At 40.5% G+C, this 13,803-nt stretch carries 8 protein-coding genes; 1 reads left to right on the forward strand and 7 read right to left on the reverse strand.

What is annotated here, in order from left to right; genetic code table 11:
- Window positions 1–161: 161 nt before the first annotated feature.
- The 4 genes from sprA to DHD80_RS04790 all read right to left on the reverse strand — a co-directional run bounded on the left by sprA (window position 162) and on the right by DHD80_RS04790 (window position 10,867).
- A complete protein-coding gene (gene sprA / locus DHD80_RS04775) occupies window positions 162–7,262 on the reverse strand; it encodes a cell surface protein SprA (RefSeq protein WP_251740006.1) in 7,101 nt (2,366 codons plus the stop codon).
- A gap of 59 nt (window positions 7,263–7,321) precedes the next feature.
- On the reverse strand, window positions 7,322–7,903 hold the full coding sequence (gene ruvA, locus DHD80_RS04780) for a Holliday junction branch migration protein RuvA (RefSeq protein WP_251740007.1): 582 nt from the start codon (window positions 7,901–7,903) through the stop codon (window positions 7,322–7,324).
- A gap of 195 nt (window positions 7,904–8,098) precedes the next feature.
- Window positions 8,099–8,419, reverse strand: a complete 321-nt coding sequence (locus DHD80_RS04785; protein WP_251740008.1) for a GIY-YIG nuclease family protein — start codon at window positions 8,417–8,419, stop codon at window positions 8,099–8,101.
- Window positions 8,420–8,578: 159 nt separating this feature from the next.
- Window positions 8,579–10,867 carry an NADP-dependent malic enzyme gene (locus DHD80_RS04790; protein ID WP_251740009.1) on the reverse strand — a complete coding sequence of 763 codons (2,289 nt, stop codon included), beginning with the start codon at window positions 10,865–10,867 and terminating at the stop codon, window positions 8,579–8,581.
- Window positions 10,868–11,001: 134 nt separating this feature from the next.
- On the opposite strand from DHD80_RS04790, the gene DHD80_RS04795 reads away from it, so the two are divergent.
- Complete coding sequence (locus DHD80_RS04795) at window positions 11,002–11,769, forward strand: energy transducer TonB (protein ID WP_251740010.1); 768 nt, start codon at window positions 11,002–11,004, stop codon at window positions 11,767–11,769.
- Here the strand turns inward: DHD80_RS04795 and queG are convergent.
- From queG to DHD80_RS04810, 3 genes are read right to left on the reverse strand one after another with little or no spacing between them, the layout of a single operon-like run.
- Window positions 11,766–12,695: a tRNA epoxyqueuosine(34) reductase QueG gene (gene queG, locus DHD80_RS04800; protein WP_251740011.1), complete on the reverse strand. Its 930-nt coding sequence runs from the start codon at window positions 12,693–12,695 to the stop codon at window positions 11,766–11,768. The two genes, DHD80_RS04795 and queG, sit on opposite strands and share 4 nt — an antisense overlap.
- Before the next feature lie 43 nt (window positions 12,696–12,738).
- Window positions 12,739–13,275, reverse strand: a complete 537-nt coding sequence (locus DHD80_RS04805) for a hypothetical protein (protein ID WP_251740012.1) — start codon at window positions 13,273–13,275, stop codon at window positions 12,739–12,741.
- Between the two features lie 35 nt (window positions 13,276–13,310).
- Window positions 13,311–13,745, reverse strand: coding sequence for a cupin domain-containing protein (locus tag DHD80_RS04810; RefSeq protein WP_251740013.1), 435 nt, complete (start codon window positions 13,743–13,745; stop codon window positions 13,311–13,313).
- Window positions 13,746–13,803: the final 58 nt, after the last annotated feature.

Consider the following 13,803-nt stretch of genomic DNA (forward strand, 5'->3'; position numbering starts at 1 on the left):
GTGTCGCAAAGTTAGTTTTTTAAGCGAATTGTTCAAAATATAATCTCAGTTACCCGAGATTATATTTTACCCTACCCGCAATTGCTAAAAAGTAATCCCCACCTCCCGAAAGGAGGTAATTTTCTTTTAAAAGAGCGCTCATAAAAAGAAAGCTTAACCGGTTAATTCCCGAAATTATAGATAAGGGTGATCCCTGATCGAATCGTGGTTTGTGGAAATGCTGTGGAAACGGCATATTCAGAAAAGGTATGGTCATAATAAAAACGTGCGGTAAGGTTCCTGGTCAAACCATAATCTGTCGTGAAATTGATGGACCAGATATCCTGCCCGGAGATGGTTTGATTGTTGGCCAAATCGAGATATCGCACTACCGTTCGGTTTTTACGGTAGGAAACATCTGCCTTAAAATTAAGATCACTGCTTAAAATCCTGTTCCTTCCCCCAATTCCGGTGGAGATTTTTAGATCTTTTATTCTATAACCCAGGCCTGTGGTATATTCATTCCCGCTATATTCGGTAAGCAGATTATTATCAAAACTAAAGGCCAGTGAACGGTCTTTTTCAACTTTCGCCAAAATTTGAATATTTCCCTGGGTTTCAAAATCTACCTGCACAAGAGGTGTGAACAATTCCGTTAAAACCACATTGGAATACAGGATAGGATTTTTAAAATCCCCGGCCTGATTCATTTCCAACGGATTCGCCGCATCATAATCTAAATTGGTTTGAAATTGATTCAGTGTATAGTCAGATCTATACCCATGCAATATGGAGAATCTTCTGAATTTTTCCCTGAACCAGTCCAACCGCATCAATCCAGTATACTTTACATTCCAGTTTGGTAAAGGCATGTTTCTAAAAGGCCCCAATTTGGTGCCTGAAGGATCCCTTCCGGAGTAGGCCGAAATAAAGGCAGGCAACAAAACAGCCTGGTTGCTTTTCCCAATGCCAATGGGAAATCCTTCAGCATCTACATCATTGGGATTGAGACCTCTTTCCATAGCCAGCCTTCGGGCAATCTCTAAACGGTTCGCTCTAAATGTTTCAAAAGTTTGTGAAGAAGCTTCTGTGGTCTGGTTAAAAGCCGTCTTCAGCAATATAGTTGAAATATTAAAGTTTCCGTAAACATAAGGGGTTAGCGAAATGTATTCCAGGGAAACCGGATCTACGCGGTAATTTTCTGAAAAATTTTCCGCATAATTTTTACGCCCGGTTAGCTCTATGGTTAGATCTGGTAAAAGATCCAGCCCGGCCTGGAAGTCCAATTGCTCATTTTCAACGGTAGAATATTGCTGATTGAAATTCTGGTACAGGGTTAACCATCCCCTTTCCGCAGCCATATATCGAATCTCATCCTGAAACCCAAAAGTAAAACCGGCAGAAGGCCTTAAAGTGCCCATAAAACCAATACTTTCTGTATAACCCGGTAAAAATATTCCGCGATTATTCCGGTAATTTACCTGGAAGGTTTTAATTCCGGTAACAATATTTATAAAGGTATTGTAGCCTTTGTGCTGCCTGGTATCAGGCGGAGTTTGCGGTTGTTGCGCTGGATTATTTTCTGCATCAGGCGGGCCTAATGTGGGAACTCCCCGGCTTCTTTCACTGATGGTTTTTGCCGCGCTTTTTGGTTTTTTCTCAACCAGGCCCAAATATGTATAAAGGTCCTGCATATTTAGACTGGCGTTGATCTGGTGCGTATTCGAATTCTGTACAGAATTACCAATATCCGGAATGCCTTCCAGATTTTCAAAAACCTTGGAACCTCTTTGCCACTGGAAATCCCCGGTATAGGAATAGGTCGCATTCACGAATTTTAGCACGGGAATCTTTTCAAAGGGCAAATCATAATTCACCTGCAGCGTTTGAAAATGCAAATTAGGCTCCCCAATATTGAAAAAATCATCCCATAGGCCAATCGAATTATCGGCGAAACCTTCTTCGTCTATATAATTTCTAATAATCCGGTTATTACTGGCATTAAAGCTGAAATTCAATGATTTTGTAAGATTATAATTGATTCCGTAGTTCCAGTCGAATAAGTAATTACGCTGGTAAAGCGTGGGAATCCCAATATCATTATCTGAAAGATCCAGTGATCGGAATTTTTGCTGATTATACTGCCGGAAGAAATTAGAACTCGCATTGATATTCGTTGGCAAATAATTAAAATTGAAATCACGCAGAAGGGCAAAATAATCACTACTGTCCAAAACAGTAATTTTCCGAAGTGGTTCTATAGATTTCTGCGGAAAGCTATATTCATAAGTTCCGCCAACACGCACACTTTGATCCAGACTTTCTTCCACTTCGAAATCGCGATGATCTATTTGATTATAAGAGGTGGAAAAAGCGAAATTCTCGATATCGTAAGGCATTGGTTTTTTCTCACCCACCCGTTCTTTTCGCAAGCCAATCACATTAATACTCTGTCTTTTGGTATAGGATTGGGATTGTTCTTTTACGGCTTTTCGTTCCCTGCTATCCTGAATATTGTTCAGCCTCGTATCCAGTTCCACATCCAAAAATTCTTGATCATATTTTGGGGTGATGAGTTCTTCTCCCCTACTATAGTTCACGGGGATTTTTACACCCCAGGTTTTCGGCAGTAACTGACCCATATTTACATTGGTCACAAAATCATATTGCTGAAGGTCTTCCCTGCTTCGCTGATTTGGTCCCTGTTCCAGGCTACCAAAACCAACCGTACTCCTTCTTCCGGTGGCAGAGATATTGGCAAAATCAGCAAGGTTACTATCCATACTCACCACTCCGGCCCAACCGCCATCATTTTTAAGATCGGAAAGGCGTAATTCGTTAAACCAGACTTCCCCACAAAGATCGGTTACACCATCTATTCTGGTACCGTTCTTCACACCCAGCATGAGCAATCGTACATTTCCAAAACTTGGATTTCCTTTTACCCCAATACGCAGCCTGCCTAGATCATATGGATCTTCAGAATCTATTTGCTGAAGATCTTCCGTAAAGAAATTTAGTTCCGTAGAAATTAGAGAAGGATCCCCTAAAACGGCAGTTTTCACCTGTTGTAATAGATCAAGCTGAAGATTTAGTCGGTTAACTTCCGGCCAGATCGCTTCGGCACTGGTTTCTCCAAAAGAAGTGGGTGATAAGGGAACTTCAACCTGGTAAAAGTTATCGGTAAAATCGGTTCCAATCCTTACAAAAGCAACTAACTGCCCATCTTTAAGCAATTGTTGGTTGGGCAGGGATTCCGCATGAAGGAACATTTCCAAATTTTTATACTGGCGCATATCGATCTGGAAGTTCTTGTAAACTGCACGCGCATCCTGAGGCTCTAATCCGCAAACGGTGACAGAAAGTGACTGCTCATTTTGCCTGATATTGGTATTTCCTTCATACAATTCTTCCCGAACTACTCCCGGAGGCAATTTGTAAGGTATAGGCTGGCGATTTTCGTTCTCTTCAATATTCACCGCGTTAACTTCAAAAAGCGTATTCGGATTTTCAATTTGCCCGTTCTCTTCCTGAAGGCTTTGTGTATATCTCCTATAATCCCCACGAACCAGATCCATAGTCCCAAACCTTAAAATGGTTTGATCCTGGAATTCATTTAAGAACATACGTATAAAACGGATCGATCTAAAATCTGCAATTCCACCAACCGCATTCGTAGGTTCAAAAATGGGCACTTTAAACTGCACCCATCTTACCGGTAGGTTTTGGCCGTTTTGAAGCTCGACACTTAATTCTTTAATATCGGTGATGTACCGGTTGTTATCGATATTCATCCCGGGAAAAACAGGCACTTCATATTCAAAGTAACTGTTAATCGTGTTCATGGTGTTGTCCCGGTTAATATCTTCTGTCGTTGGCAAAGTGGTATTCCCCCGATTATTATCGGTCACATTGGTTGGTGAATTTCCCTGTGTCCCGTTATAATTTCTATAGCGATCGAGGATTCCCCCTTCAGCATTTAAAAAATACTCGTAATTATCTGCGGAAGGATCTGGGTTTGCCCCAAAATCTGGGAACATGGCAGCTTCCCCGGCATCAAGTAATCCATCGTAACCCGCATCCTGATTGGTTCTGGCATCACCCTGAGAATCAAATGCATATATAAGGGACTGGTCTGCCGGGACTACTCCATAATTGGTGTTTATCGTATTAAATTCGCCGTCGCCTTCCGGAAGGCCATTTTCAAACTGTTTTCTTCCATCCTTGAGCACATCTTCGGAAATATTTCCCAGGTTAAAAGTGATATTACCGCCCTGATTTCCGACATTTTCAGGATAAATAAATGGATCCATCACCCAAAACTGAATATATTCCACGTTGGATTGTTCAAAATTGGTGGTATTGATCGCCCGCATGATCCCTCCAAAATTGTCATTTGGATTAGGTAGCGTATTCGTGCCAGACGCAGCCGGATTATAGTTGTAAGGACCCCTTTCTGTTGGGTCAAAAGCGAGGTCCATAGTGTAGAGCACCTGCGACTGTCCCTGCACCACATCTACATTCGGGAAGATTTCATTTAAGGCAACCCTTCGGGAAGCATATCCTGAAATATCAGAATCGTTGATCCCATCTGGCCTTCGGTTGCTATAAAAAATAGGATCTATAGTATACCAGGATAATTTTGCCCGTTTATAACCGGCATCAATTGAACCATTGGGCAATTCCCCACCATATCCAATGGGCACACTGGAAAGTTCCCAACTTAAAGGATTGTTGATATCGATAGAAGTTTGCGCTGCTTCAAAATCGTCTATATAGGTAGTCGCTTTTCCGTCGAAATCATTGTTATTTGGAGCTCCCGGAATGAGATACGCAAATTCACCTCGCACCGAAACATTCGATTTTACATCGGTATCAATATTTGGAAGTTTGTTTACCAGCCGGGTCAAAAATGGAACTTCGGTATTGTAGTTCATATTAAACCCCAGAATGGTATTATTGATAGGTTCGTAACTATAATTGGCTTTTTGGGTTAGCGGCCGTTCTTTCAAATTGATAAAAGTTCCCCCAATAAGGAAATTTTCATTGAACTGGTGTTCCACGTTAATCCCGGTAAAACGCTTAGTCTGCTGACCGAAAAGCGCATTATTCTCCGTTTTTACCTGGATGGGAATATCGGAAGCGAGCAAAGCTTCATCAAGAATTTGTACCCGCCCCAGTTCATAATTTACCACATAATCTACCCCTTCCTGAAGAATTCTCCCTCCCGCAGTAACCGTTACAGAACCCGGCGGCAAATTGAACCCCACCGGAATCCCTTCAACTTCAGAAGATTTATATCTTCCCTTTAACTGAAATTTGTTTTTATCCGCATCCTGTTGTTCTGCCTGGATCTTCGTGGTTTCATACATAGACCTAAACACATATTTCTGCTGATTCTCATTCCAGGTTTCCGGAATATTATAATCTTCCCCACCTGTGTTTGGCGTATCATCTAACTTATCAAAAAGGTAACTTCCAAAAGGTTCCACGGTAGTGAAAATAATATTCCCATTTTGGGGATCTATAGTGATTCCAGGAACATAATCAAAAAAACCATCCCCACCATTAATGGGATCATTGTTATTGTTCAGATTATCCAGATTAAAAACCCGCAATAATGGGGTTTCGCTCACATCATTTGGAAGTACAGTTCCCTCTACCGGCTGGATATAATTAATTGGCTGGGGATCTGTATATAAAATATTCATTCTGAAATCTTCCCGCTCCAGATTATAAGCCCCAAGACTATAGATGTTCTTCATCATCAAATCCCATAATGGCTCATTTACATTGATTACCGTACTCTTCAACAATTTAACCACCAGATTTTGGTTGGCCCGGGGGTTATTTGCATTAGGATCGATATCTGTACTGGTAGAATTCACCCCATCATTGGCAAATTCACCAATCTGGAAAACCTCCCCATTTATAGTATATTGAAATGCGATCCCCAATACTTCATCATTGCTCAATCGCTGATTTAAAGAGATATAACCAAGCTGTGTATTTACCGTATACTCATTAGGTTTTAATTGTCTCGCATTTTCCAGTTTGGCATAATCGATACCTTCAGAAACCGTGGCCGGGCCAAAACCATTATCCACCGTGGCGATATCCCGAATCGCCGGAGTTAAAATAGACTCCGCTGCACCGGTAATTCCGAAGGGATTAAAATCGTTATTGTTGTTATCTGGAAAAGATCCGGCGGGTTGATTGAAGAATCCCGCAGGCGGGTTATCCAGTCCTATATTCCCCGGAACATTGGTTTCCCCAAGGTCCTGAATAGCTACAATATTCCTGGTATCCTGGATGTTTTGAATATTATTCGTCCTGTTGGTGATCCAAACCTGAACCCTTTTTATCTGGATATTGGTGTTGATAAAAGGATAATTTCGCAAGGCTTCATCATAAGTATCCCGAAAATAATGCGCCAGGAAAAAGTGACGGTCCTGGTCGTAATCTAAAGCGAAGCTTTCAAAATCTTCTACCGTAGCGCCACCTTCAACATTTACGGTTCTTCTTTCTGATTTTTGTTCTGAAAAAACCCCGGTTACCCTGGTCTTTCCAAATTGCAATTCGGTTTTAAAACCAAAAAGACTTTGTGCTCCCTGGATCAAAGCATTGTTCAAAGGCATATTCACATTTCCCAATTCGATTTTCTGAACGATATCATCTTCGTTGGGCGTGTATTCCAGTTTTAGCTGGTTTTGGAAATCAAAAGTAGATTCGGTATCATAATTGGCGGTTACCTGAAGCCTCTCCCCAATTTGTCCCAGCATGCTCAAACTAATCCGCTGATCGAAATCAAAGGAAAGATTACGCCTATTTCTTGGGGAAAATGAAGGATTATCCTGTTTGGTGTAGAGCAAACCCAGATCGATCGCCACAGAACCCTGCGGCACAATATTGATTTCAGTACCACCAAAAAGGCTTTCAAAGAGATTGTTATTTACATAAAAGTCTGGCAAAAGATCGCGCTGAAAATCTTCAGTACCTTCTTTTCTTCCGGAGAGCGCATCATTTTTCAGTTTAAAATAATTGCGCATTTCTTCGGCCAGGACAAGATCTTCATATTCCTTAGGACTTAAAACCAGGGGCAAACCTAAATTGATATCCCCTAAATTTTCTTTATAAAAATAACGATCCAGGATGGGATCGTATTCGTATTTCGTTTGGATGCTTTGAGGATTGGGAAGCCTAATTTCCCCTAGAACATAGGGCGCCCTGGTTGTGTCCTGCGGAGTTTCCTGCGCAGAAACCTGACTTGCAAAAACAAGCATAAGTGCAGAAATAAGGCGTATTGAAACAGACACTTTCGGGTAATTGTTCCTCAATGTGGTTAAAGCTTTTTAAGAGCCAGTTTTATAATCGATTCTACCTTAGAGTCGGGTTCATCTTTCAGAATCTTATCTACAACCTTCCCGGCCTGGCGACGGTTGTATCCCAGGATCTCTAATGCTGATAACGCTTCTTCCTTATCTGTATTGTTTGGGGAGATGAAAAGTTCTTCGTCCCCCATGACTTTTAAAACTTTATCTTTTAGGTCCAGGATCACCCGTTGAGCGGTTTTCGCTCCAATCCCTTTTACACTCTGAATTGTGGGAACATCTCCTTTGGCAATTGCTTCGGTAACTTCAGCCGGGTTTAATGATGATAACATCATCCTTGCTGTGCTTGTTCCCACTCCGGAAACCGAGATCAATAATTTGAAGATCTCACGTTCAGATTTTGCCATAAATCCGTAGAGTGTATGGGAATCTTCCTTTACATGAAGGTAGGTAAACAGGTTCACTGCTTCCCCTTCAGGTAGAAGCGAATAGGTATGTAAGGAAATATGGACGGTATAACCAACTCCATTGCAGTCGATAACCACATAAGTTGGATTTTTTTCAATTAACTGCCCCTTTAAATGATGAATCATGAAAAAAACTTAAGTTCGGTCTCAAATGTAACAAAATAAATCCTCCCTCGTCCCCTCCGAAAGAGCTGATTTTTAGTGCTATTATTACATTAGAATATTCGATTGATAATCTAAAAATCGAAAGGCCCGGCAAAGAAATATTCCAATATAAAAACACTACCCGGCTGAGCTTGTCGAAGCCAATTTCAGAATAACTTACTTCGTTTTTCTCGAATCCGGGTGGCCATATTCAGTATAATTTTTTGAAAATTCGATCAAACTTTCCCAGTCCCCTGCGATTAAGGCCTTTTTTTTACGTCGGCTCCATCCTTTAATTTGCTTCTCCCATGCAATAGCTTCCTGCGCATTCGTAAATTTTTCGAACCACTTTAGTTCCACAGGTCTTCTTAAAAAAGTATAGGCATCGGGATGCTTGCCATCATTATGATCCTGAATCCTTTTATCAAGATTTGAGGTAATTCCCGTATAAAAGGACAAATCTAAACATAGCACTATATACACGTAGTAGAATTTCATAATTGAAATCATAGTTAGCGCTTCGCCAGGCTCAGCGGTACAAAATCATTATATTTTTTACTAGCTACCCCAATAAATTACTTTTCAACATATCAAGATGGGAGAAAGAATAATTTCAATTTTAAAACAAAGTCCGGTTGAGCCTGGCGAAGCCCCTCCTTATCTTTTCACCTGCTTTTCCTTTTCCTGAGCATCTACCACGGCAACGGCAGACATATTTACCATTTCCTCTACACTGGCACCCAGTTGCAGAATATGAACGGGTTTACTCATCCCCATCATAATTGGCCCGATGGAATCCACATTATTGAGCTCTTTAATAAGTTTATAAGTACTGTTCCCAGAATCCAGATCAGGGTAAATAAGGGTGTTTACTTTTTTCCCGGCCAGTTTTGAAAAGGGGAATTTACTCTGAAGCATTTCTTTGTTCAGGGCAAAATCAGTTTGTAGTTCTCCATCCACAACGAGATCTGGATATGCCCGATGCAAATAACTAACGGCTTCTTTAACTTTTTTCGCTCTTGGATCTTTCGAGGAGCCAAAATTCGCATAAGATATCATGGCAATTACGGGATCCATTCCGAATAATTTAACCACACGTGAAGTCATTTGGGCAATTTTCGCCAGGTCCTGAGCGGAAGGATCGATATTAATGGAAGTATCACTAATAAAAATTGGCCCTCGTGAGGTATTCATCACATTGGTGGTGGCAACCTTGGATACACCACTAGCCAGTCCAATTAATTCCAGCATTGGTTTCACGACTGTGGGATAAGCCCTGGAATAACCTGAAAGCAATGCATCGGCATCACCTTCGTTCACCATCATCGCAGCAAAATAGTTTCTTTCTCTCAGCAGTTTTTGAGCATCATACAAAGTAACTCCGCTACGTCTTCTGGTTTCCCAGAATTTTTGTGCATAGCCTTTCAGCTTTTCCTCTTCTTCGTCTGATTTAGGATCGATAATTTGTACCCCTTCCGGATCGAAATCGATCTCTGCCATTAACTCGTGGATCACATCTTTTCTTCCTAAAAGAATTGGCGTCCCTATTCCCTCATCATTAACAATTTGAGCGGCTTTAAGCACATCCAAATGATCAGCTTCCGCAAAAACGATCCTTTTTGGATTCATTTTCGCGCGGTTCATCAACAACCTGGTGATCTTATTATCACTTCCCATTCGCTCTAAGAGCTCGTCTTCATACTTTTGCCAGTCGGTAATTTCTTCGCGGGCAACACCACTTCCCATAGCAGCTCTGGCAACCGCCGGGGGTACTTTGGCAATTAACCGGGGATCGAAAGGTTTTGGAATAATATATTCCGGGCCAAAATTTAAACGTGTTTCCCCATAAGCGATATTCACCTGTTCGGGAACAGCTTCCTTGGCGAGTTCAGCTAAAGCTTTTACCGCCGCTCGTTTCATTTCTTCGTTGATCTTTGATGCGCGTACATCTAAAGCTCCTCGGAAAATAAAAGGAAAACCAAGCACATTGTTAACCTGATTAGGATGGTCGCTTCTACCCGTTGCCATGATAATATCTTTTCGGGATTTCATGGCTAGATCATAATTGATCTCAGGATTTGGATTCGCCATGGCAAAAACGATGGGACGTTTGGCCATACTTTTCAGCATTTCCGGAGAAACAATATCGGCGATGGAAAGGCCTACGAAAACATCGGCATCCTTCATGGCCTGATCAAGCGTATCAATTTTTCTGGCGGTAGCAAATTCAGCTTTATCTTCAGAAAGGCTTGGCCGATCCTGTCTTATAACCCCTTTACTGTCCAGCATCACGATATTTTCAGCTTTTGCACCAAAGGATTTATAAAGCTTGGTACAGGAAACCGCGGCGGCGCCGGCGCCACTTACTACGATCTTTACTTTTTCAATTTTCTTTTTGGCAAGTTCCAGGGCATTTAGCAAAGCTGCTGCCGAGATAATGGCCGTTCCATGCTGGTCATCATGCATTACCGGAATGTCCAGCTCCTCCTTAAGCCTTCTTTCTATTTCAAAAGCTTCAGGCGCTTTAATATCCTCAAGGTTAATTCCGCCGAAAGTAGGAGCGATATTTTTTACCGTTTCAATGAATTTATCTACATCTTTTGTATCGACTTCTATATCAAAAACATCAATATCAGCAAAAATTTTAAAGAGCAAACCTTTACCTTCCATCACTGGTTTTGAAGCCAGCGGCCCAATATCGCCAAGGCCCAGCACTGCTGTTCCATTTGATATTACCGCAACAAGGTTTCCCTTTATGGTATATTTATAAGCGTTCTCCGGGTCTTTTTCAATTTCTAAGCAAGGTTCAGCCACGCCGGGTGAATAAGCCAGGGAAAGATCCCTTTGCGTAGCGTATTTCTTAGTGGGCACCACTTCAATTTTTCCCGGTCTTGGCTTGGCATGATAGATTAATGCTTCTCTTCTCTTTCTGGAGTCGTTGCTCATAACTATAATTTTGGCTGAATAACAAAGTTAACAAGGCTTTTATCATGAAAGAAAAAATGTTGATAAAGATTTCATCTATTTTCCTCAAGTTCGATTTATTCAAATTTTTACTACTTTGTAATAAATACCTATTCATGAAATACTGCCTTTCTTTCCTCTTCTCTTTGTTCCTTTCAGTTTTTGTTACTGCTCAGGATGCTGAGCTCATTGAAAATGTGGATGAAGCACCCTTATTTAAATCGTGTAAAAACGCGAAAAATTCGAAAGAATGTTTTAAAAATGAGATCACTCTTTATATTTTAAAAAATCTTGACCTGAATAAAATTTCTGAAAGCAACAGCGGCACAGCTTATGCCCAATTTATTGTAAATTCTGAAGGAAAGATTGATGACGTGCAGGTGCGATCTAATGTGGAAGCTTTAAAAAACGCAACCCGGGAACTTATTCAGCAAATGAAAATTGAAGAACCAGCATACAAGAATGGAGAACCGGTAGCAATTAAATATACAGTTCCCATAAGGTTCAAATCCAATCAATTCTCCAGTTATGATGATTTTTATGCTGAAGAAGCCGGTAAAAAAAAGGTTTTAAGTTTTGAAAAAGTAGCAAAGCTACCAGTAATTGATAATTGCAGTAAAATGAACTGCTTAAAAGATCTCATCGAAAATCAGACTCTGGAAAAATTAAAAGCAAAAGGTTATTCTAAAAAGCAGTTAAATGAGGTACGATTTACATTTATGATAGATCCTGAAGGAAGAATGCAACATCTTTTAGTACGAACACTGCCGGCTAAGTTTCAAAATGAGATAAAGGAAATACTGGGAAATTTGGAAATTCAGCAACCGGCAAAAGACAAAAATGGGAAACCAACAGCAGTGAGATATTCCTATAATTTTGATTAGTCCTTTTTAAGGAATTCGATATTCCTCTTTAAACCTTCAAATTTGGTTCTTTTCACTGCTGATTTTCGGAAGATTTCATTGAAGGTTTCCCGGGTAATTTCTTCCCAGTCCTTTTTATCATTTTCCAAAAGATCGGGATGCGGATTGAAAAGTGGTTCTGCATGTGGTTTGGAAAATTTGTTCCAGGGACACACATCCTGGCAAATATCGCATCCAAACATCCAGTCATCAAATTTATCTTTAAAACCTGAAGGCAGTTCATCCTTCAATTCAATCGTGAAATAGGAAATACATTTACTGCCATCAACTTTGTAAGGTTCATAAATCGCCTGAGTGGGACAGGCATCGATACAGGCAGTACAACTTCCGCAGTGATCGGTTACAGGAGTATCATATTCCAGATCGAGATCTACAATGAGTTCAGCGATAAAATAGAACGATCCGGTTTGTTTGGAGAGCAAATTTGAATGTTTCCCAATCCAACCAAGGCCGCTTTTTGCTGCCCAGGCTTTATCTAAAACCGGAGCCGAATCTACAAAAGCCCGACCGTGAAAATCCCCAATTTCATCCTGAAGTGTTGAAAGTAATTGTTTTAGTTTGTCCTTAATTACAAAATGGTAATCCCTTCCGTAGGCATATTTACTGATTTTATAGGATTTTTTATTTTGAAATTCTGAAGGATAATAATTCAGCAATAAGGAAATGACACTTTTTGAACCTGGAACCAGTAATGTTGGATCCAGCCGCTTATCGAAATAATTTTCCATATAGCGCATTTCGCCATGCCTGTTTTCTGAAAGCCATTTTTCAAGCCTTGGAGCTTCTTCTTCTAAAAATTCGGCTTTAGAAATGCCGCATGAAAGAAAGCCGAGGCGTTTGGCTTCGGCTTTGATTTTTTCTGAATATTTAGCAGCTGATGTATTCAAAATTGTAATTTGAACAGCTAATTTAAAGATTAAATATTGGAGATTATTGTAGCGCGGGATTAAATGGTGCAAAAACTCCATCTTCATTCTCTAATCCTACCCAGGCATGCAATGTCCATCCTCCGGCAATACAATTTAAATGCCAATGATCCAGATCACCTATAAATCCATCTGAAGGTGGTGTATAATCCCCTTCAGGATCACAATTCTCTACAGGAATTAAATATTCTGCAGCCACGAACTGCATTACGCCATTTTCATCTGGATGATATACGAGAATTTCGGGTTTTAATATTTCAAATTTTTCATCTACATATTCAGGTTTTGCATAATGAAAGCCCATACCTGGAACGAGCGGACTCACCTGCACATAACCTTGCGCTTCAGCAACTTTGAAATTATGGAAGCGGCGCATGGCCTTGGTAAGCATTTCAAGCTGGTCCTCCAGGCTCTCTGCTTTTTCTATCTTAAAATCATAGGTTTCAAAAATCCCTTCTTCTGCCGGGTCACTGGAACAGGACAATAAAATAGCACCTAAAAATAAAAGAATGCCTAAACAGATGGAACTGAGTTTTTTCATAATAGTTTAATTAGAATGGTTAATAAATAATTAGTTTACATTTTTATTTGCATGTCGAAGTCTGGTGCGGTTTCAATTACCTTTTGAATGACTTCGGGAGCGATGGAGTTCCCCCTCGCATTTTCTTCTTCTTCGGGAATTCCAACCGATTTAAAAAATTCTGAAAACCCCCGTGGGCGATGAATGTTCACCCAACGACATAACTTATCCGTCTTATTGGCGAAAGTGTGCAGTGTATTTGGCGGAATATCGGCACATTGCCCGCTCTTATATATTTTCGTTTCACCATTGATCATAAATTCCATTTCCCCCTCCACAATTAAAAAGGTTTCATGGAAAGTGTGATGTAGATGCGGTGGTGGCCCAGGTACCTGGGCAGGCGTTTCTCCTATCGCGAGATCATAATCATCTGACTGGTCACAAAGTGTTACTTTATGCCCTATTACCCATTTAACGGAATTATTTTTCATCTTATGAGATTTTTGTCTCACAAATATATTTTAGAATTTTTAATATTCCAAATTTTAT

The organism is Gramella sp. AN32 (assembly GCF_023718305.1).
Classification (GTDB): Bacteria; Bacteroidota; Bacteroidia; order Flavobacteriales; family Flavobacteriaceae; genus Christiangramia; species Christiangramia antarctica.